Raw genomic sequence first — 20,659 nt, 5'->3', positions numbered from 1 at the left:
TGACGATTAGCTTATGATTGCTAGATTATGAAATAGATAATGTCTTATGAAACATTTGCTCACTTTAAGAACTGCTTATTAACTATATAAAGACTGTCTTTTTTTTACAATATTTCTGCTAATAATCTGATTTTAGCAGCTTTTTAGTCTCAAATTATTTTTAAAAGTACAATCAAGCTTAACTAAATTTAGTAAGCAATTAAATGATGTTTATGAATAAAAATATAGCCTAAATTAGTGGCAAAAAGGTAAAGCTTACGCTTTATTTACTGAGGGTAAAAATTATTATTCCTAGTAAATGTGGTACAAGCAGTGATTACACATTCAAGCGAAACCTTTCTAAAAGACGCTGTTGTTGAAAGATATAACATCTCTAAGTTGAATAAAACTCGCATCCGCTTCAAGATTCAGTTAAAGAAGACAACCAAGAGTAATGCTCCAAAATGGACAGATGTTCTCAAATATTCTCAAGATGAACAAGAATCTGACTTAGTGAAGGTTACAACCTCAGAAGTTGGTTTAAAGGGCATCAAAGTTTTCAAAGCTTTAGACGAAGCAGCAAACCAATTAAGGCAAGAAATTGCTTCAGTCCAAGAATGGATGAATTATGACAATGGTGATTGGATTTGTTCTATAGACTTAGCGCCATTGGTCTGGAATCAACTAATCGAAATTCGAGATAATATTGCACCTGTTTTACGCACTCAACTGAAAGAAGAGTATGAAAAGGGGTACACAGACTATCAAGAACGTATTGACAAATTTCTCTCACTCAATGCTTGGCAGTTATCTGTAGAACAACAACAAGAAGTTAAGCAGAACTTAGCCAAAGCTTTTCCCTGTTTAGAGGAACTAGAGGACTATTTACAAGTCGTAATTGGTCGTCCTGTCATTATTCCCGCCATCAGTGAACAACTGTCAGAGAAACAAGCTGAATGCTTAGGGCAAATAAGTCGGTTTATAGAACAGTATGACAGAAATTTAGAACAAACACTGAGGGAATCAGCGATCGCAGGAGGCGAACAACTAGCAGCCCAGTTGCTCGAAGATTTGAGCAATTGGGAACCAGGACGAAAGCCTGTCAACTTCAAGAAGAAGATGGAACGCCATTTCAAGAAAGTCCAAATGCTTTTGGCTAACGCCAGTTTTGAAGCAGGTAGCAGCCTTGGACAAATGATGGCTCATCTAGAAAATGTTCTCGAAAACGCTTCTGTGGATGCTAAAAAGCTGGATTCACAAGGGCGTTCTCAGTTACAGGAAAAAATGGATGAAATTTGCTCCAAGCTTTTGGATGAACAACGCCATCTCCAACGATTAGCAAGTGATGAGGGTATGGGCTTAACCAAAGCTACAGCGATGTCTCTCAAACTTCGCTAGAAAAAACAATCAAGAACGTGTCTGTATCGTCGTTGATCGAAAACGAGGTGTGGGGGAGCCACTGCGGTGGGTGGGTTTCCCGACTTGAGGCGACTGGCGTCAAGTGGCGTTGTAGAGGAAGACAATACGCCCACACTTCCTAAGCTTGCTAGCAAAGGAACTTTTTGCTTCCTTGTCTATCACCACTGTTCGCATTAATTTACCAATCCACAGTATTTAGAGGTAGGGAATGTCACATTTTTCAACTGTCACTACAAAACTAACTAACCGTGAATGTTTAGTACAAGCTCTACAAGATTTGCAGCTTACCGTCCAAGTTTATGAAAAGCCACAATCCCTGAGAGGTTATTACGACGACTCCCAAGGACAAAGTGCTGAGATTGTTGTCCCTGGCCGTAGTTTAAGTGTCCGCGCAGATATCGGGTTTATGTGGGATCAGGAGGCAGGGGTGTATCAACTCATCCATGATGCCTATGAAACTGTACCCCGACTAGGAGAAGACTTCTTTTCGCACACTTTAATACAAGCCTACGGACAGAAGATGGTTCGCGCTAAAGCAGCCCAGTTACAAGAACATCTGGGAGAATGCACCATCACAGAACAAACCAATGGTCAGGTACATACTTTGCGTCTCGCATTTTCAGCACATCAGCAAACTCAACAAGTTCGGAGGTAATTTATGGAACGGGCAATATTGATACATTTTGACACTGCTACAGGTGAAGTGAAAATAGAAGCCGAGGGATTTGAGGGATTGTCGTGTCTAGAAGCAACCCAACCCTTTGAGGAAGCTTTGGGTGTGGTGCAGGGCGATCGCATTTACAAACCAGAATCTCAGCAACAGCTTCGTAGCATCATTACTCATCAACAACGACTGCACCAATAAATGATGGCAAGGGAGAGGGGGAGCAGGGGAGGCAGGAGAAGAGATATCTGATAGTTGTCTTGGATGGAGGAATTGAGTAATTTAATTTTTGGAGTTCCCTTAATAATTCCTCCTTGTCTTCATGTCCTCTCTGTCCTGCCTGTTCCTCACCTAAACAAACGTGCCATTCCACCAATAAACATTCGATGGGGGAACGAGGAAAATCCCCCTGCACAATTTTTCTATGAGTGAACTACCTGAAGATTATCCGATGCTCCATATTTACCCCTCAAAAGGAGCGCGGCAACCAGTAATTATCAAAGGAAATGCGGGGGGACTGTGCGCTTTAGTCAATGCCCTAATTTCCGCCATTGCTCATCCAAACTCTTCTGGAGTTGCTGAAGTGTTTAACGGCGATGCCGAAGTTTACGAAGTAGTTGTGCATCTTGTTACCACTCACGAAAAACTTTCTCCCGTACCCGATCAAAATTAGCAATAATGAAATTATCAAACCTGATTACCACCATTGACTCTCAAATACCCATCGTGGCAATAGATGTTCTGTCCCCCGAAGAAGCCACTATCATTCAGTGGTTAACTACTGAAATGATGGACAAACTTAACAGTCCTGTATACTTCTGGAATTTGGGAGTTTCCGGCTTGGAGCAATGTCTGATTGCTGACGACGGTGGACTGGTGTTCAAATCAGTCGAGACGTATAAAAAGCCGCCTCACATAGACCCTTTAATATATGTGTTCGAGTACATCAACAATTTCGGCGGTAATGGGGTTTTCATCCTGGGAGATGTTCACCCTTTTGTCGGTAAAAACTCTCTGCAATTGAGTTGGGAAGTCCTCACCAGAGTAAAAAACTTGTACCATCGCCTCAAACCAACTGAAAAGCGAATTGTGTTTTTAGGTCAAAACATTCAACTGCACGAATCCCTGCTGAGACTAATTCCTTGCTGTGAAGTTCCTTTGCCCAGCATTGAGCAAATTCAAGACCACTTAGAATCATATTTACTATACTTGCAAGAATCTGCCAGTGAGCAAGAGGTAACTTTTACCGTATCTCTCACTACTGAAGATAAAGAAACCTTGGCAAGAGCAGCATTAGGCTTGACGCTGGAGGAAATTAGCGACTTTCTCCGGCTCACTGTTAAGGAGCGATTAACTTCTAAAGGTATAGTAATTGATACTACGGTCATCCCTTTGGTTGTCGAATACAAAACCCGCCTACTGGCTCAAATGGGTATCGAATTGGGTAAATCAGCGACCATACCTTTTGGTGGTTTGGATTTATTGCGGGATTGGTTGCAACGTCGCAGCCGGTTATTTTCCCAGGAAGCGCGATCGCTAAATCTACCCCAGCCTAAAGGTGTGTTACTGGCAGGGCCACCAGGGACGGGTAAATCGATAGTAGCAAAGAACATTGCAACCATACTCAATCTTCCACTGCTGCAATTAGACATTGCCTCGATGCTTGGTAGCCTGGTGGGAGAATCTGAGGGCAATGTCCGCCGCGCACTCAAGACTGCTGAAGCGATCGCACCCTGTATCTTGTGGATTGATGAGGTCGAGAAAGCACTTTCAGCTAATGGCGATACCTCTGGAGTCTCACAAAGGATTTTGGGAAATATCCTCACTTTCATGTCTGAGTGTACGGCGGGGGTGTTTGTGGTGGCAACTTGTAATGACCCAACAGCGCTGCCTATTGAGTTCAAGAGGAAAGGGCGGTTTGACGAGAATTTCTTCGTTGACCTGCCTACTGAGTTGGAACGTTGCCAGATTCTCAAAATTCACTTAGAACGGTTTGGTATAGAAGTTCCGCAGGAATATTTAGAGGCGATCGCTGCTAGCACCGACAAGTTTAGTGGTGCTGAGTTGGAAACCCTAGCATCAGAAGCAGCTCTACTGGCTTTCGATGAGGAAAGACCTCAGCAGGTTACACTAGCTGATTTAGAAAATTGTCAGCAAAACATTACCCCTTTAGCTGTTCAAGATGCTGCTGCTGTTGAGCGGATGCAGTCTTGGTCAAAGATTGCGCGACCAGCCTCTAGTCCTGTGCAGGTGTCTAAGAAAGGTCTTCGTACTTCTAGGTTCCGTACTAATTAGATATTCCCAAATTAGTAATGATTTGAAGCTTTTGTCAAATGAACATCTGTTGTTGAGATATTCATTTGACATGGCAATACTTTACTCTAAATTATGTCAAAAATATGGAAGTTTACTTAATATTTGTAGATGCTGCTCAGAACAGTAACAAATTCTGGAGTGCAAAAGTTGAGCAAAGCAATCTAACTGTTGAGTGGGGTAGGGTAGGCTACAAATCTCAGCAAAAAGTACACTCTTTTGGTAATTATCAACAAGCAGTTTCTAAATTCCACAATCTCGTGGCTGAGAAGAAAATGAAAGGCTACCGAGAAAGCCAACCTCAAATTGATAATACTTCTGATTCTCTAGAAATCAAAAGAGCTATCCAATTACTGGAGATTTTGCGCCCTTATGTAGCACAAAGACAATTTAGCAATAGAAATTATCTAGAGACATTAAACCAATATTTAAAAATTGTTCCTACACCTTTAGGAATGAAAATAGACCCGTCTCGAATATACCGCGATGTGGCAGATGTTGAACATCAACTATCACTGCTGAACTCTTTGTTGGAAACTGATCCTGTGCTGGTTGATAACACTACAGAAGAATCTGCTAATAACAGCAAAGTTATCAGTTTAAAAAGCATTGGAAAGAACTTTTGGAGGCATTTGTAGAAATAATTCAGGAGCGGAGCCTGATACTCCGAAAGCTACGATTAGAATAAAGGCTTACCTGAGAGCGGTTAAATGGGATATATCAGTAAACTTCCGTATGTCTCACAGAGTAAAAGCATCTGATTCAAAACTTCACATCCTTTATTTTCTGCTATCGCAGTCACCTTTCTAACAATGACGCAACCAGAAATAAATTATCATGACTCAAACAGCATCGAAACAGAGGGTAAAGCCTGCCAATCAGACCAAAAAAACAAGTGTAGCTACTCCTAAAGGTGAAAATGAAGTATCAGCAAATATCCAAGAAATATCTACAGGTAAAAAGAAAAAATCTACATCTCCTGATGCTGATACTTCAACTGAGCCTATCTCAAATAAGCTTACTAATAAACGTTCTGCCAAATCAGAGTTAAACTCTCAACCACTTATAGAATCAGGAATGGAGGTAATCTGCTCACAAACTAAATTTCACGATGCACTCTCTTTAGTGAGTTGTGCTACCCCAGCTAAACCTACCCATCCGATTCTTGCTAATGCTCTAATCATTGCAGATATCGAAACACAACAGATACATTTAACTGTTACTGATTTAGCATTAACAATTCAGGCAAGTTTTGAAGCCCAGGTGTTGCTCGAGGGTGAAATTACTGTGCCAGTGGAAATGCTATTTGAGATAGTTAAGCATTGCCCTAATGGTGATATTAGCCTCAGTAGTCAGACTCAGATTATACAGCTTATTGATGAGGAGAAGCAAACAAAAATCTGCTCTCTCAGTTTATCTGATGCTGATGGGAAATATGAAATTCGAGGCATTAGTGCTGAAGAATTTCCACCTAGTTCTACAATTGATACTACTCCCATTCCTCTGCCAACAACAGCTTTAAAAGATGGTTTGAAAGGTGTGATTTATGCTGTCAGCACTGATGAAAATAAATATATCTTGACCGGAGTTCATATCCAACTTACACAGGAGAAGTTAAAGTTTATTGGTACTGATGGGCATCGAGTCGCAACCACTGAACTTTCAACTCAAGGAATTGGTAGAAAACCCCGTAAACAAGTAGAATCTTCAGAGATACAATTTACTATTCCTGGTCGAGTTCTCAAAGAACTAGCGCGTAACTTGGATGATTCTGTCGAATTCATTAATTTGTTGTATGATGCCCAAAGTAATCGCTTGGGTTTTGCTTGGCAAGATATTATCCTCAGATGTCAATGTTTGGAAGGAACTTACCCTGACTGCGAACAGCTATTGGCAAGATTTAGCTTTGACCGAGAAGTAATCCTAGAAAAAGCATTCTTAGTCAAAGCACTGGAACGGTTAGCTGTGTTAACAGATAAAAAAGAGAAAGGTATTTATTTACAATTTGATGGAAGTTTGCAGCAGTTACGATTATCAATTGAACGGGAGTTTGGCAAAGGCGATCAGGTTATTGCTGCTCATCTACCATCAGAAATGTCATTGAATATTCAGTTTAACCTCAAGTATTTAGTAGAAGCAGCCAAAGCAATTCCTACTTCCGCTATCAAAATGCACTTGCAACAATCAGATCATCCTGCCATGTTGGTTCCTTATGGAGATAGACCAAATCCAGAACTGCAAATGGAAATGCGTCAATTCTTATTGCCACTGTACACTCTAAATGCTTAATAAATGTTAATCGGAATCTTGAAGTTTTGTAGGATGTTTTGGATACGAGTGGTGTTTATTTTAGACGTGGATTTGACTGGAGTTTAGACAAAACTGGACAACATGAACGAAAATCCTCGATTTTGACCAATAGAAACTGTGCATTTTGGCGGTAAATATCCGACTATTTACCGCCAAAATAGCAAAGTTATCCAGTTTTATCAAGAAAAAAGGAAGCAAAGCAGGGTGCAAGAAGGAAAGAGAGAAAAGTATGTTTTAGAATCTAATTGTTACCCAATATGGTAAACACTTTACAATCAGAGTATTACTCAATAGTTCCACCATGCCAGCAAAAGACATATACCATAATGAAGTCAAGAACGCATTGATAAAAGACGGTTGGACTATCACAGATGATCCTTACTTTATCAAATATGAGGATGCTGAACTCTACGCCGACCTAGCAGCAGAAAAACCAATCGCCGCAGAACGCCAGGGACAGAAGATTGTCGTAGAAATCAAGAGCTTTGTGGGCAAATCACTGATGTATGATTTTCACGTCGGCCTTGGGACAATACATAGTCTATCGGAAACTCATTCAACTTACAGAGCCAGAATATAAACTTTATTTAGCTGTTGATGATGTTGTCTATGAGAACTTTTTTCAACGTAAATCTGTACAAGCAGTCATCAATGAAAATAACCTGCTGTTAATAGTTGTAAATACAGAAAAGGAGGAAATTCGGCAATGGATAAGCTAGAACAATATCGCAATGTTATCAAGAAGATCTTGACTGAGTATTACGAAACTACTAATACTCAAGTTATAAAAGATGCGGGAGTTGAAGTAAGCGATCGCTTGGCTTTTGATGAAACAAGAGATCAATATCTTTGGTTTCGGTTCGGCTGGGATGACAAAAAGCAGATACAGTATATTATTATCTATCTCTGCATTAAAAACGGCAAAGTTTGGGTGGAAGAAGATGCAACTAATTTATGCGTTGTTGATGATTTGCTATCAGCCGGAATACCCCAAGCCGATATTGTTTTGGGTTTCCATCATCCCAGGAAACGAGGTTTAACAGAATTTGCTACTGCTTAATGAGGCAGATGAAGAGTACTGAGTATGGTAAATCTTACTGGGAACAGTTGAGCAAATAAGCCTACTTTTGAGTCAAAATTACACCCCCTTAACAGGGGTAAGGGCGACAAATTAAGGTTAATGAATCCTATGTCTACAGTCGCCCTACATCAAAAATATCGACCCCAGACAATAGCCGAATTAGTTGGACAGCCTTACATCAAAACTGCTCTGACTAATGCTGTAAAACACCTGCAAATTGCACCAGCTTATTTATTCACAGGTTCTAGAGGCACAGGTAAAACCTCAACTGCTCGGATATTTGCTAAATCCCTCAATTGCCTCAACACTAAGAAACCAACTGATCAACCTTGTGGTATCTGCCAATCCTGCCGTTCAATTGAAACCAGTAATAGCCTAGATGTCAGTGAAATTGATGCTGCTTCTAATAATGGTGTAGATGATGCCCGTGCTTTAATTGAGCGCAGTACCTTAGCACCTGTTGCAGGACGTTACCGAATTTTTATTCTCGATGAGTGCCATTGTCTAACCGGTAACGCCTTCAATGCCTTACTTAAGTGTATTGAAGAACCACCACCTCATGTTGTTTTCATTCTCTGCACAACAGAATTGCACAAGGTGTTACCTACCATTGTCAGCCGTTGTCAGGTGTTTAATTTCCGCACTTTGTCTGTTCAGGCAATTGTACAGCACCTCGGTATTGTAGCAGATGCAGAATGTATCTCTATTGATGAGGAGGCACTAACAGCGATCGCTCGACTTAGCGATGGTGGATTGCGGGATGCACTGCAATTACTCGGTCAGGTGAGTCTTTTAGATGAAGATATCACTGCCAATCATGTCATGGAAATCGCTGGTGGTGTGACAGAAACAGAATTGATGTCAATTTTACAGGCAATATCCACCAACAACACCTTTAACTTGCTGCAAGTAGCGAGACTTCTAGTGGACTCTGGTAAAACGCCCAAATTGATTCTCTCCAACTTACTGCAAACATACCGAGATTTACTGATTATCAAGTCTGCACCCAAAGAGCAATCCCTACTAACTGGTTGTGTTAGCTATGCTCAACTCAAGGTTTTAGCAAATCACTGGAATTTCGAGACGCTGAATTTGTCCCTAACAGAGTTACAAAAAGCAGAAAACTATCTTCGGTACACAGTAAATGCTGCTGTGTGGCTAGAAGTTTGCTTACTGAACCTGATACCCAATTTCTTGCCTGTCAGTGCAACCAAGACGCTAACTGCTAAACCTGTGCATGACGGCAAGTTGCTACCAACAGTTGGAGTATACACCACAAATAAGGTGACAGCTAAAACTGTAGATGGCAAAGGGCATGATGACAAATTGTTACCAACAGTTGCAGCCCAGACTACTAACCTGGCTCAAATTTGGCTTTCTGTGATGGATACAGCTAAACCCAGCAATCAAAAGCTGTTGGCTCATGCAAATCTCGTTAAATTGCAAGGTGACAAGGCGATTTTAGAGGTTACACCAGCTTACCTGAATAAGTTTGAGAGTAGTAAAGAAGCGATCGCTAAAATGCTGCAACGAGCTACCCAAAGTCAACAACCAATGACTGTGTTAATTAAAACTGCCAACAAGAGCAGTAACGGGAGGTAAAAGCATGATTGTCTTGCTGACAGGCGACGACCAACACGCCATCCAGGAACAGCTAAACCAATACAAAGCAGAGATTGATGCTCAATGGCTCACACTTTGCTATCACCGATTTCCAGCCGATCGCCTTGACCGAGCCATCAGTGTAGCTCGCACTCGTTCCCTGACTGGTGGTAAAAAACTGGTGATTGTGGAAAATTGCCACATCAAGCAGTGGGGTGATACTGAGTTAGAAACTTTGCAGCAGCTTGTTCAAGTGCCTGAATTCACAATTTTGGTGTTTGTTGCCACCAATGTAGATAAGCGCCTGAAGATTTACAAACATCTTGTCAAGTATGCCAAGTTGTTTGAGTTTCTATTGATACCACCTTGGCGTACTGATTTGATTGAGAAGGCGATCAGTACTCAGGCTAAAAAAATCAAGCTGGTGCTGTCAAAGGATGCAGTGGAATATCTAGCAGAAGCAATTGGTAACGACATGACTCGTGCAGCCACAGAGTTACGCAAACTGTATATCTATGGTAATGGCAGACAACTGGAGCTTGCAGAAGTAAAAGAGTTAGTGCCATGTCAGACTCAGAATAGCCTACAACTGGCATCTGCTATTCGCCAAGGAGAAAGCAATCAAGTTTTGCACCTGCTAGATGATTTACTGTCACGCTCGGAACCATTAATGGTGATTATTGCTACTCTCCTAACGCAGTTTAGAACTTGGCTGTGGGTTAAATCTGCAATTGTTTCTGGGGTTAAGAAAGATAGTGAATTAGCTCAACTGTGCAGTATCAGCAATCCTAATCGCATTTACTATTTGCGTCAGGAGGTAGCAAATACAAGCATTAATGCTTTAGCTAAAGCAGTGACTATGATGCTGGATTTGGAGATGTCTATTAAGAGGGGTGCTGAAAGTAAGGATTTACTGCTAATAATTCTTAGTGTTAGCAGGTTATTTAAGTTAACTTAATCAGATAAAATTGACTGATAGTTTTGGATTTTGGATTGTATATTTGATTTCAGTCTAAAATCCAAATTCACTAACAATTATATTAGTATCTAACAAAACTTCCAGACAACTTCCATCATCATCTCCTAGTAAATCAGCGATCAAATCATCAACGCTTCCCCTATGATCTGTCCCATCCTTAAAAGCCTGGATCACTTCCTGAGCATTAGCCAAAATTTCAAACCGCCGATTCTCAATTCGTTGCTTGCGAAGAAACTCAAATAAATACTCTCTATCTTCTGTGGGCAAACTTTCAATAGAATTAATAATTTCTTGTAAAGTCATCATAGAACCTCCCAATCAAGTAAACTCTACCTTTATTAACTCTATTTTAATCTCTAAATCCAAAGCCTCAGCCTCTTACATTTAGCCATTTTGCGCGAGAATATGATACAGTATCGGGCGCAGTGAGGGCAAATGTTTCTGGAGATTTATCAAATGTTTTCACCCTAAATATCTGACAATTTAATACCTAAATGTTGACTAATACCAAGAGCAGGATCTTGACCAGATTCAATAAGTTGTATTAGCTGACGGAATGCAGTTAAGCGGGAGTTGTTTTTACGCTCAAAATCATCCGCTATTTTCTTAATATCAGTGTCATTAGGCTTTTCTGGATATTCGTAGAACATTACTTTTCTAGGTGAGTGAGTCAGCTTTAGTAGACCGTTGGTATACCACTCATACAGATGATTAGTGATTTCTGCAATAGATATATGTAACTTGTTAGCAATAGCAATAGCAATTCCTACTCTTGATGCTTTTAATAAATTATTGAATTCTATTAGCTCAACACCTTTAATACATGAGAAACAAGTAATATTATTAATGCCTGTAGCAACAATTTTTAAAAATCCTAGTTCAAGTAATATGAAAAATATAATTAATTGGTCTGTATTTTCAGAACTATTTAGCCAAGGAGAGAATGAGCCAACTTTGTTACCTCGCCTTAAGTTTATAGGAGGATTATTACAGGCATCTACAATCTCAGCTTCACTAGGAAAACTAGCTTTAATCATGTCTTGCCGAATCCTAATGTTTGTTGGTGAGTAGAGAAGATATCCGTAAGATGGCTTTCCATCTCTTCCTGCTCGTCCAATTTCTTGATAGTATTGCTCAATAGATTCAGGTATTAAATAATGAATTACCACACGGATATCGGGAATATCAATTCCCATACCAAAAGCACTAGTAGCAAAAATTATTTGAGTTTTACCTGTTTCAAATGATGTGAGAACAATTTCCTTGCGAGAATCATTAAGATCCGCATCAAAAAAGTCACAATTCCACCCTTCTGTCTGTAATTCTTCGGCTAAGGCTTTAGTGCCAAACTTTCCTTTTTTTCTGTGAGTATAGACAATAATTTTATCATCTTGATATTGTTCAAGCAGTTCTGTAAGTCTGAGTTTTTTAGCAGCTTCATCAGGATGAGTTTCAAAATTCAATTGTAGATTTTTTCTTAACAAAGAAGAACTTTCGAGAATATTCTCTGGTGAAATTCGGAAATCTGTGCATATCTCTTCTCTATCCTTTGGATTGAGTGTTGCAGTTAAACAAAGCAGCGTAGGCCAGTTAGATGAGCCAAAAACACGATCTAAAAATAGAGGCAATGCTTTATAAGCAGGTCTAAAACTATGTCCCCACTGAGAAACACAGTGACATTCATCTAACACAAGTAGACCAATATTTTGTTGATAGCGACGGAAGAGATATTCTAGATAACCGTCAAAAGCAGCTTTTTCGGGTGAGATAAAAATAAACTTACTCTCATCTACAAATGAAAAATCATGCAGCATTGAGTAGTATTGCTTTGTGTCTAGACCACTGAGACAAATAGATTCAATCTTTTGCTGGTTAAGTCGTTCAGATTGTTGTCTCATCAAGGCAATTAATGGTGAGATAACCAGAGTAATTTTTTTACTTAGTAAACCAGCAACTTGATAAATTAAGGATTTACCCCCACCAGTAGGCATGAGGCAAAGCGTATTTCTGCCAGCTTGAATATTATCAATAGCAGACTCCTGAATATCTCTTAAGCTAGAGATGTAAGGAAAGTATTTTTGGAGAATGTCTTGCTTAGTCGTCGGAGTTGCCATCAATGTTTACCGTGTGTAATATCACTACTTTTTGTAAGAGTCTTAATATCTTCAGAGTGATGTTTGGAGATATTTTCAAGGTATGTATCCACATAAACATAACGATAATGAGGATCGAGAGCAACATTCATTTTTTTACATTGCTCAACAATCATCCTGTAGAGTTTCATTGCGTAGGATGTGAACAGACCATAGGGATACCAGTAATTTTGATCAGCTTTATAAGTTCCTTCTTTTCCATTAGTTTCGTCATTAATCATGATAAACTCTGATGTTTTAGTAGGAAAGTGAAAAAGGTTTATGTAAGGCTCATTTTGGTTAGTTAAAAAATACATTCCAAATAAATCTAATTTGCCACGTTTAGGGAAGATGTGAGGATATAAATAATAAATAGTAATTGCTTTAATTCCCATACCAATTACGCCTCTTATGCTATATTCATCTTCTTCAATTTCATTAAAATTAAAATCATCTGTATTTAAATATTTACCATATTCTGTTTCATCATAACTTTCTAAATAATCGGCTGTAAAATTTATCAAGTTTTCAAAAGTATCAAGAAGAACGACTGTAGGAGTCATTGTAAATAGCTTCCGCCATTCATCCAGTTCTTTTACATTTTTTGCCCCCCAAGACTTCGTTATTACAGGACAGCGTTTAATTAAATAGTCTTTAAAACCGTTTTCGTCATGGCGGCAATCTTCTAAATTATCTTGAGCAAAAGCCTCTCGATATTTCTCAGCTTCCTTTTCAAATTCATCTATCCTATAGGCAAATATTTCTCTGATACACTCGGCATCAGTTTTTAATGCTATGTTTTTACCCCATTGTTTTTTCAGCTTCTCTAAAGAATCATTGCTACGATAATTATTAATTAACGAATTAAAGTAAGCTTCAAAATTTTTCTCAAGCAGTTGTGTAAGTTTAGCAATGTGTTCAGGCTTATCAATAAGACTGAACTCTTTTTTAGACTTAATTGCTTCTGACTTATACATATTCTTCCTCTCTACTCCAACTAGCATTTAATAAATCTTCTAATGTTTTCTTGTTACGCTTTCGTTTTGTCCCTGGCAATATGGATTCAATTGCTAGATAAAGGCTATCAGAATTGATATCATTGATAAATATATGCAACTCATGGGTTGCTCTGGAACAACCGATATATAGCCTTTGCAAAAAGTCATTATCAAGAAATTCTTTGAGTGATATATCAATTAAAAATATCACTTTTGCTTCCATTCCCTTAAACTTACGCACACTGGTAAAACAGATTTTGCCTATCTCAAAAAATGGAGATAAAGGGATTGAGTGAATACTCTGAACACCTGCGAGTACCGATTTATCCTCTGTCTGTATAGTGAGAATAGCTATATCTTGAAGCTGTAAGGCATTCTGCTCTATTAACAGTTTTACCAGTCTAGACAAGATTTTTGGCGCATCTGAGAAATGGCTACATTCATACAACCTAGTTTTAGAACCTTGAACTAGCTCATCAGAGTTACTAGATGACAACTTCACGAACCTATAAGCTGTTCTTGATATCTGGAGGGTATTTCTACAGTTTTTGTTGAGGACAAGTTTACATTGAGCATTTTCAATCCACGATGGCAACTGTTTTCTAAAGATGAGTTGATTTTTATCATAAAATATATAGTGACATCCTTCTGTTCGTTCTATTAGCCACTCAAGCCATTCAGATTCAAAATCCTGGCCTTCATCCACAATTAAATGATGGTAATGCCAGAAGTTCTGCGAATTAGATAACCATTCTAAAAACTGTATTTCTAAATCCTTAAAACTTTTCCAATTAGTACCTATAAACTTACTACCTAGACTATGAAATGTGTGAAAATCTGCAACTTTTAACCCATGTTTAGTTTGTAAGAAATTTCTCAAAGCACTGTTGAAGCAAAGAAATAAAACATTTTCTCCCTGTTCAGTTAGTCTTCTCGCTTTCTCAAGACCAATAACGGTTTTACCTGTACCTGCTGCACCAGTGATGACTGCTGAATCTTGGTCTTCCAAAAAGTCTAGAATACTGGCTTGCCGTCTAGTCATTTGAATGAACTGGCGATCGCGCTTCTCAAATGAAGCTCTCAGAGAAGGAATCACAGAAAAGGTAGGAGCAATTAGTTCTAAGACTTTCTGAACACCTGTAGCACTCAGCTTATGAGAAATTGGAGATTTGTTACTCCACCATTCGTATACCTTGGTAATTGCTTCTTTTGGCTTGAACAGCGCATCAATGTCAAGGACAATACTTTCTGGATAGTTCAAGGGCAGAGTATTTTTGTTGAATTGACCAGAAGGAAACCAAACGGCATGACCAACGAAACAAGTTTCTCCTTTAGGAAGGCGATCGCGTAACCTCTCGATAAATTCAAATCGTGACCGATTCGCTTGGGCTTCTGGATCTTGAATTTCATATTCAACTCCAGTAGCTCGATTCGTTTGATACCAACATCTACCACTACATCTAATTAAACCTGATTTGACCTCTATGACTAACAAACCATGCTCTGGATGAAATATTGCGAAATCTGCCTCACCCTGTACTGCCCTGACTTGTGGGTTATGGCTACCCAGCCATCTGACTGAATGGAAAACATAGCACTTATCCTCAAGTTCTTTGAGAGCATTAAAAATCTCTTGCTCCCCTTGGCTTTTATTGAAGTCAACGGGAGTATCTGGAATCATTACAGCCATAGAGTTGTAGCTAACTTGGAGACCTATTGAGTTAGTATTCCCAAATACACACTCCACTGAACAGGGAGTATTGTTAGGCATCTAGACAATTAGCGCTCTTTTATGTCTCTAGTGAGAGAAAAATGCTCTGATTTACTTGGATTCTTTAAATTCCTTGAAGGTTAGAAATTCAAGCAAATTCGATACCATCTATCCTAATTTAATATCACTCCCCCAATGGGGGATTTTTTAGGGCAATGAGCGAAAAACACCGCCATGAACACGCCCAATTATAGTGCCTTACTCCAAAGCTTTTGGACACCACCTCGTACACCCATTACAGAAAATTCCAACTCAAATAACCATCTTAATGAACCAACAGATATTGCTGAATTTATAGGTGAAGATTTACTCTGGCAACAGACTATCCCTGCCAAAGAACCTAATCTGAAAAATATCCCTAATGACCTACCAAATAAATTAATTAAAGCACTTCATTCATTAGGAATTACCCAACTTTACTCTCACCAACTTCAAGCCTTACAAGCAATTAGACAAGGTAAAAGTTTAATCCTCACCTCTCCCACAGCCAGTGGCAAAACTCTCAGCACATACCCCGCCATTCTGGAAGGTTGCATAAATGAAGAACACCGAGCATTAGCATTTTATGGACTACGAGCATTAGCACTAGACCAGTTCCACAAAATCTCTGAACTACTCTCTACCATACCAACACAATCCAGACCTATACTGGCAATGATCACTGGAGATGTCAAATCAGAAAAACGAGAACAAATCCTCAAGAGCGAACCGCATATATTAGGTGTCACACCAGAATTAATCCACTTTCAACTCAAGCAAGCCTGGAAATCCGTGCATTGGGCAAACTTTTATCAGCGATTGCGCTATATACTGCTTGATGAAGCTCATACCCTATCAGGCAGCTATGGCGCAAATATGTCCTGGCTGATTCGTCGCATTAAACTAGCAGTAGATCATTACGGTGGCGACTCCAAGAAACTGCAATTTATCTTCCTGAGTGCCACTTGTGGTAATCCTAAACAACTGGCTCTGAAAATCTCTGGTTTGAAAGCAACTAAACTCAACCCCAAACCCCTAATTTGGATTCGCAAAAGTGGAGCCGCTTCACCATCTAGACAAATAATTATCACTCAGCCCAGTTACAATTTGACTGGTGATACCGCTCGGATTATTCAATTTTTGCTCAATCAAGGTAAATCAGGTATCGCCTTTTGTAACTCCCGTCGCAGCGTGCGGGAACTAACAGAATTACTCAAATCAAACCAAGTAGCCGCCTTCTACAGTGGCATTACTTCTGAGCGTCGGGCAGAAGTAGTTGACCAACTCCAGTCTGGCACGATCGAGTGGATTATTGCCACAGAAGCATTAGAAGCTGGAATTGACCTACCAGAATTAGAATGTTGCATTTTGCGTGGCTGGCCTGGTTCCAAAATGGCATACCAGCAACGCAGTGGCCGCGCCGGACGTTCACAACCTGGACTGACAGTGCTGCTTCCCAATGCTCTCAATCCCATAGACTGCTATGTAGCAGAACATCCAGAAATGCTGGTATTGGGAGAAGCTGAGGAAGTCTTCTTTAATGACGAATATCCCATCTTTGCTGCTAAACATTTGATGTGTGCAGCCGCAGAAACTGGTATTCCTACTAATAAAATCAAGCACTACTTTGGGACAGCAGCTTACGAGGTAGCAAAACTCCTGTTAGCCCAAGGGCATCTAAATAAAGGTCGTAATGGACTGTGGGCAAAGGGTTATCCCCATAAAGATGTTAACTTTCGGGGTGGCTTATCCCAAACTACCATCAAGCTAGTAGATGCAGAATCAGGGGAAGAACTAGAAGAAATCTCAGAAGATATTGCTCACCGCGAAGTCCATCCCCAAGCCATCTACAAACGACAAGATGCCAATGGACGAATGCTGACTTATCAGTGCATCTCCCTTGACTTGAACAGCAAGCAAGCAATATTAAAACAGACAGCAGATAGCCCACTGTTTACAGTTGCAGTTACGGAATCAGAAACTAGTAGCCTAACAGTGCTGACAGATCCGGTAAAGTTACCATTGCTGTTTTCTCAAGTCAGTGAAGTTGATGACTGTCAGGAATACTTAACCCTGTCACTTAGTTTTGGTGAAGTTAAGCACATTACCAGTGGTTACAGTTTAATGACCCAAATCTATGAGCAGACTTGTTTGAACAAGCGGTGTCTTAACTACAAAGAGCCGCTACCTAAAGAACGTCGTTGTCGGCTTTGTAGCAAACTCACACGCAAAGCTTTGATTGTGAAAACCCTATCAGAAGAAAAGTTTGAGCAGCCTTTCCGTACCCGATTTTCGGCACCAATGGTCAAAGTAGCGATTAACTCAAGTGCGCGAGAATACCTCCAAGACTTTGCCAAGAAAACTAGAACCAGTCTGACTCACAGTGGAGAACCGATTCCACCAGGCTATCAACAGTTGTGGGAATATTCCAGTACCTTGATTGCTATCCACAGCTTTGGGCATCAAATTATGAGAGCGTTACAGCTGGTGGCTAGAGTTGACCCAAAACAGGTGAATTTTACAGTAGTGAAGGAGTTAGGGGAAAGTAACAATTACACAGGCTATTTCTATGATACCAGTGATGGTGGTAATGGTGCGGCTGAAGCTGTGTTTAAACATCTGCCAAAACTTGCTAGTGCTGCTAAGGCGATCGCACTAGATTGCAACTGCGATACTGGTTGTGCCAAGTGTCTAATTCAACATGGTTGCCCTGATGGTAACACTGCTTTATTGAAGCAGATGGGATTACTGTTGTTAGATGCGATCGCCTCCGACAAAACGTAGCCCATCGCTGCACCTGATGTTTGACAAGAGCATCGTCGTAAACATCGCTCAAATTCCAGATTTTATTGTCCCAGATACTCAATCACTGCCTCCAAGTCTGCGATGCCTGCGGCGGGCTACGCCTACGCCCCATTAAATCGATTGAGCATTGCTTCTGCTACTTCTGGTTGAGCCTTGACAGTTGGTAGTTTTTCCCTTACTACACCTTTGAGCGCTTCTAGCCACAGCGACAAATTTGTATGTCGAACTGCTGTCAACAATCCCATGTTGGTGAGAACAGACAAATGAAACCCAAGTTGGTCTTGTCCACCGTAACCCAAATATCCGTTACTCAGTTCTAGTTTTTCGGGAGTAAATTCAAAATACTGGTCAGAAGTAATACCAGATCCTTCGAGTTTGGGTTGTGGTAATGGAGGTTGGGATTGAGTCATTATCAGTTAGGATTGTTGTAACGATTAATGTTTTAATAAGATATGCGTTAGCCGTACTCCGCAGGAGTTACAAGCTACGCGGAGCGTCTCCAAGAGTTGGCTTTGGCGTACCCTTCCTTACAGGGAAGCAAGCTACACGTAGCGTCTCTAAGAGTTGCCATCGCTTGCAGCTTAATTTTACAGGTATCTAGAATTAGCGCGATGTCTACAACGGGCGTAGCTGAAGCACTCCCACACTTGAGCAGTCCGCTTTACCTAATCTATGAGGTGCCGCAGCTACGCCCAGAGCAGGTCTTACCCTGAGCCTGCGCCGTTCGCGCAGCGTCTCGTAGAGAAGGGCATCGCTATAATAAAAACAGTATCACTGAGGTAAAACTCACAATGTCCATTACACTTGATCTGCCACCGAAAGTTGAGGCACTGCTGCGACAGCGTGCTGAAAGTACTGGACAAGATATTTCGCAAATGGCGCTAGCGGTGCTGACTTTAGGACTGAGTTTGGACAATCAAGATTTTTTTGAGGCTTTAAAGGGAATCCAACGTGGGCTTGATGATTTTGAGCAAGGACAATTTTCGAGTTTAGAGGACTTCATTGCTGAACAAAATCAGAAATATGGATTGTCTCTTGAAACATGACGTACCGCATTGATTTCTCTAGCATTGCGAAAGCCGAAGCGGATGCCGCATTCTTAAGTTTTTCTCAGTTTACCACAGATGAACGCGCCCAACTCTGGTATCAAGGGCTGATTAAAGCAATCGTCTCTGGAGCCAGAAATGCCTCGGCGCTGTCCAATCGCTCGAGAGGATGCCTTCTTTAGTCAAGAAATTCGCGACTCTTCTTTACGGGCAAGGAAGGCAAACCTATCGTATTCTATTTACGGTTCTTGAAGATCAACCTGTTCCCACGGTGAGAATTCTCCATATTCGTCATGGCGCACAGAAGACAATTGGTGAGCCGGAAGTAGAGGATTGATCATATTGACCGAACAATTCGCAGTTCGCAATTCGCAATTGCGGACGTAATTGATAATTAAGCCGTTGGGATACAAGCCCCTAATTTCAATTATGAAAAGAAACAAAACACGTAGTATCAATATTCAACGGAACGCATTCATGCGTGGGGTATTATTAATTGCGAATTGCGGTGCGATTTGTTGTTAAGTAAATCACGGTAATCAGCCCGGCGCGACCTGAAAAGGTCGTTTAGAAAGCAGAGCCTTCTCTGCCAAGGGATTCACACCCCTTGCCCTCACGTAAAAGGCTTCCAAGAGTCCGGTCACGACCTAGTAGGTAACGAAAGAGTCGGAATGCAGACCACGAAAGTAACTTCGACTACCAGCCTAAAGGTGGTCAAGAGCAAGAGGGAGTTTTCAATGGTGAACAAACGTAAACTGTTAATAAAACTGCGTGATGTACCAAAGAGCCAAATAAGGCTGACAGGCTCTACCCAAAAAGGGACGTGGATGGATTAGTGATTCGGGCTTTCACTAATCGTGTGAACGAAACTTCCACCGCAGAAAAGACAGCACCTAAAGAAAACAAGAAAAACTAAATGATACAACAGGGTAAACCCTACAAAGTCTAGGAAAGGTCGAATATTCCTAGTAAGTCCGAGGCAACGAAGACCGAAATCTTTGGAGGGTAAAGGATGGAAGAAAAAGCGAATGCTGGTTTGTAGTAAACCAGATAGGGAGTTGAAACATCACCCCTGACCGAAAGGGAAAGCAGACTTCTTCTGGGTCTTATACGAAGGAAACCAAACAAAGGAATCTAATCTAAGGACAAGTTAGATGAAGTCAGAAATGACAACAAACGGACTGAAGAAACAGCTAGTGGACTGGAACCATATTAATTGGAGAAAAGTTAAGAAAGCTGTTAGAAACCTACGTCAAAGAATCTTTCGTGCGAGAAAGCTTGGTAACTTTCGCAAGTTAAGAAACTTGCAGAAGTTGATGCAAAGAAGCTACGCAAATTTACTATTGTCAATTCGACGCATCACCCAGACCAATCAAGGAAAAGCTACGGCAGGCATTGACAAGGAAATAGTCAATACCCCTCAAGCTAGGGTGATTCTGGTAAACAATTGGAAAGGGGGAAACCTTAAACCAACACGAAGGGTAGAAATACCCAAACCTAACGGCAAGAAACGACCGCTCGGAATCCCGACGGTGTATTCATATTGCACTTCGATTCAATGAAGTTTAGGGATATTCTCTT

The 20,659-nt window shown here is 40.5% G+C and carries 18 protein-coding genes and 1 pseudogene; 14 read left to right on the top strand and 5 right to left on the bottom strand.

Features of this window, described 5'->3' with window-relative positions:
- Window positions 1-300: 300 nt before the first annotated feature.
- The 11 genes and pseudogenes from RMZ42_RS06045 (at window position 301) to holA (ending at window position 10,326) form a co-directional block, all read left to right on the top strand.
- Window positions 301-1,377 (top strand): hypothetical protein, encoded by a 1,077-nt coding sequence (locus tag RMZ42_RS06045; protein ID WP_322670552.1) that lies wholly within the window; start codon window positions 301-303, stop codon window positions 1,375-1,377.
- A gap of 229 nt (window positions 1,378-1,606) precedes the next feature.
- Window positions 1,607-2,053, top strand: a complete 447-nt coding sequence (locus RMZ42_RS06040; protein WP_322670551.1) for a DUF1257 domain-containing protein — start codon at window positions 1,607-1,609, stop codon at window positions 2,051-2,053.
- Window positions 2,054-2,056: 3 nt separating this feature from the next.
- The gene (locus tag RMZ42_RS06035) at window positions 2,057-2,263 is read left to right on the top strand and encodes a DUF2997 domain-containing protein (protein ID WP_322670550.1); all 207 of its coding nucleotides are present in this window, start codon (window positions 2,057-2,059) and stop codon (window positions 2,261-2,263) included.
- Window positions 2,264-2,486: 223 nt separating this feature from the next.
- Window positions 2,487-2,735: a hypothetical protein gene (locus RMZ42_RS06030; protein ID WP_322670549.1), complete on the top strand. Its 249-nt coding sequence runs from the start codon at window positions 2,487-2,489 to the stop codon at window positions 2,733-2,735.
- A gap of 5 nt (window positions 2,736-2,740) precedes the next feature.
- Entirely contained in the window at window positions 2,741-4,357 is a 1,617-nt protein-coding gene (locus RMZ42_RS06025) for an AAA family ATPase (protein ID WP_322670548.1), read from the top strand.
- Window positions 4,358-4,461: 104 nt separating this feature from the next.
- Window positions 4,462-5,013, top strand: a complete 552-nt coding sequence (locus RMZ42_RS06020) for a WGR domain-containing protein (protein ID WP_322670547.1) — start codon at window positions 4,462-4,464, stop codon at window positions 5,011-5,013.
- Window positions 5,014-5,212: 199 nt separating this feature from the next.
- On the top strand, window positions 5,213-6,664 hold the full coding sequence (gene dnaN, locus RMZ42_RS06015; RefSeq protein ID WP_322670546.1) for a DNA polymerase III subunit beta: 1,452 nt from the start codon (window positions 5,213-5,215) through the stop codon (window positions 6,662-6,664).
- Window positions 6,665-6,986: 322 nt separating this feature from the next.
- A pseudogene (locus tag RMZ42_RS06010) lies at window positions 6,987-7,404 on the top strand (XisH family protein).
- Window positions 7,392-7,745 (top strand): XisI protein, encoded by a 354-nt coding sequence (locus RMZ42_RS06005; protein WP_322670545.1) that lies wholly within the window; start codon window positions 7,392-7,394, stop codon window positions 7,743-7,745. The pseudogene RMZ42_RS06010 and the gene RMZ42_RS06005 overlap by 13 nt, the downstream one beginning before the upstream one ends.
- Before the next feature lie 129 nt (window positions 7,746-7,874).
- Window positions 7,875-9,368, top strand: a complete 1,494-nt coding sequence (gene dnaX, locus RMZ42_RS06000) for a DNA polymerase III subunit gamma/tau (protein ID WP_322670544.1) — start codon at window positions 7,875-7,877, stop codon at window positions 9,366-9,368.
- Between the two features lie 4 nt (window positions 9,369-9,372).
- Window positions 9,373-10,326, top strand: a complete 954-nt coding sequence (gene holA, locus RMZ42_RS05995) for a DNA polymerase III subunit delta (RefSeq protein WP_322670543.1) — start codon at window positions 9,373-9,375, stop codon at window positions 10,324-10,326.
- A gap of 54 nt (window positions 10,327-10,380) precedes the next feature.
- Here holA and RMZ42_RS05990 read toward each other — a convergent pair whose 3' ends face one another.
- The 4 genes from RMZ42_RS05990 to RMZ42_RS05975 form a co-directional block, all read right to left on the bottom strand.
- Window positions 10,381-10,653 (bottom strand): hypothetical protein, encoded by a 273-nt coding sequence (locus RMZ42_RS05990; RefSeq protein WP_322670542.1) that lies wholly within the window; start codon window positions 10,651-10,653, stop codon window positions 10,381-10,383.
- Window positions 10,654-10,814: 161 nt separating this feature from the next.
- Window positions 10,815-12,461 (bottom strand): RecQ family ATP-dependent DNA helicase, encoded by a 1,647-nt coding sequence (locus RMZ42_RS05985; protein WP_322670541.1) that lies wholly within the window; start codon window positions 12,459-12,461, stop codon window positions 10,815-10,817.
- On the bottom strand, window positions 12,461-13,483 hold the full coding sequence (locus RMZ42_RS05980) for a hypothetical protein (RefSeq protein WP_322670540.1): 1,023 nt from the start codon (window positions 13,481-13,483) through the stop codon (window positions 12,461-12,463). Before RMZ42_RS05980 ends, RMZ42_RS05985 begins: the two co-directional genes overlap by 1 nt.
- The gene (locus RMZ42_RS05975; protein WP_322670539.1) at window positions 13,449-15,167 is read right to left on the bottom strand and encodes a nuclease-related domain-containing DEAD/DEAH box helicase; all 1,719 of its coding nucleotides are present in this window, start codon (window positions 15,165-15,167) and stop codon (window positions 13,449-13,451) included. Before RMZ42_RS05975 ends, RMZ42_RS05980 begins: the two co-directional genes overlap by 35 nt.
- A 255-nt stretch (window positions 15,168-15,422) precedes the next feature.
- Between RMZ42_RS05975 and RMZ42_RS05970 the strand changes: the two genes are divergently transcribed.
- The gene (locus RMZ42_RS05970) at window positions 15,423-18,011 is read left to right on the top strand and encodes a DEAD/DEAH box helicase (protein ID WP_322670538.1); all 2,589 of its coding nucleotides are present in this window, start codon (window positions 15,423-15,425) and stop codon (window positions 18,009-18,011) included.
- Window positions 18,012-18,133: 122 nt separating this feature from the next.
- On the opposite strand, the gene RMZ42_RS05965 is transcribed toward RMZ42_RS05970, so the two are convergent.
- Complete coding sequence (locus RMZ42_RS05965; RefSeq protein WP_322670537.1) at window positions 18,134-18,442, bottom strand: hypothetical protein; 309 nt, start codon at window positions 18,440-18,442, stop codon at window positions 18,134-18,136.
- A gap of 381 nt (window positions 18,443-18,823) precedes the next feature.
- On the opposite strand from RMZ42_RS05965, the gene RMZ42_RS05960 reads away from it, so the two are divergent.
- Both RMZ42_RS05960 and RMZ42_RS05955 read left to right on the top strand, forming a co-directional pair.
- The gene (locus RMZ42_RS05960; RefSeq protein ID WP_322670536.1) at window positions 18,824-19,078 is read left to right on the top strand and encodes a hypothetical protein; all 255 of its coding nucleotides are present in this window, start codon (window positions 18,824-18,826) and stop codon (window positions 19,076-19,078) included.
- Window positions 19,079-20,244: 1,166 nt separating this feature from the next.
- Window positions 20,245-20,640, top strand: coding sequence for a reverse transcriptase N-terminal domain-containing protein (locus tag RMZ42_RS05955; protein WP_322670535.1), 396 nt, complete (start codon window positions 20,245-20,247; stop codon window positions 20,638-20,640).
- The last annotated feature ends 19 nt before the right edge of the window (window positions 20,641-20,659 follow it).

The organism is Nostoc sp. DedQUE05 (assembly GCF_034530955.1).
In the GTDB taxonomy this organism is placed as follows: Bacteria; Cyanobacteriota; Cyanobacteriia; order Cyanobacteriales; family Nostocaceae; genus Nostoc.
The sequence above is the reverse complement of the archived record's forward strand: the minus strand, read 5'-3'. Positions and strand labels throughout refer to the sequence as shown.

Coding starts and splice junctions, on each gene's coding strand:
- holA (WP_322670543.1), top strand. CDS start 9,373: ATGATTGTCTTGCTGACAGGCGACGACCAACACGCCATCCAGGAACAG.
- RMZ42_RS05970 (WP_322670538.1), top strand. CDS start 15,423: ATGAACACGCCCAATTATAGTGCCTTACTCCAAAGCTTTTGGACACCA.
- RMZ42_RS05965 (WP_322670537.1), bottom strand. CDS start 18,442: ATGACTCAATCCCAACCTCCATTACCACAACCCAAACTCGAAGGATCT.
- RMZ42_RS06035 (WP_322670550.1), top strand. CDS start 2,057: ATGGAACGGGCAATATTGATACATTTTGACACTGCTACAGGTGAAGTG.
- RMZ42_RS05985 (WP_322670541.1), bottom strand. CDS start 12,461: ATGGCAACTCCGACGACTAAGCAAGACATTCTCCAAAAATACTTTCCT.
- RMZ42_RS06030 (WP_322670549.1), top strand. CDS start 2,487: ATGAGTGAACTACCTGAAGATTATCCGATGCTCCATATTTACCCCTCA.
- RMZ42_RS05960 (WP_322670536.1), top strand. CDS start 18,824: ATGTCCATTACACTTGATCTGCCACCGAAAGTTGAGGCACTGCTGCGA.
- RMZ42_RS06025 (WP_322670548.1), top strand. CDS start 2,741: ATGAAATTATCAAACCTGATTACCACCATTGACTCTCAAATACCCATC.
- RMZ42_RS05955 (WP_322670535.1), top strand. CDS start 20,245: ATGACAACAAACGGACTGAAGAAACAGCTAGTGGACTGGAACCATATT.
- RMZ42_RS05990 (WP_322670542.1), bottom strand. CDS start 10,653: ATGATGACTTTACAAGAAATTATTAATTCTATTGAAAGTTTGCCCACA.
- dnaX (WP_322670544.1), top strand. CDS start 7,875: ATGTCTACAGTCGCCCTACATCAAAAATATCGACCCCAGACAATAGCC.
- RMZ42_RS06005 (WP_322670545.1), top strand. CDS start 7,392: ATGGATAAGCTAGAACAATATCGCAATGTTATCAAGAAGATCTTGACT.
- RMZ42_RS06020 (WP_322670547.1), top strand. CDS start 4,462: ATGGAAGTTTACTTAATATTTGTAGATGCTGCTCAGAACAGTAACAAA.
- RMZ42_RS05975 (WP_322670539.1), bottom strand. CDS start 15,167: ATGGCTGTAATGATTCCAGATACTCCCGTTGACTTCAATAAAAGCCAA.
- dnaN (WP_322670546.1), top strand. CDS start 5,213: ATGACTCAAACAGCATCGAAACAGAGGGTAAAGCCTGCCAATCAGACC.
- RMZ42_RS06040 (WP_322670551.1), top strand. CDS start 1,607: ATGTCACATTTTTCAACTGTCACTACAAAACTAACTAACCGTGAATGT.
- RMZ42_RS05980 (WP_322670540.1), bottom strand. CDS start 13,483: ATGCTAGTTGGAGTAGAGAGGAAGAATATGTATAAGTCAGAAGCAATT.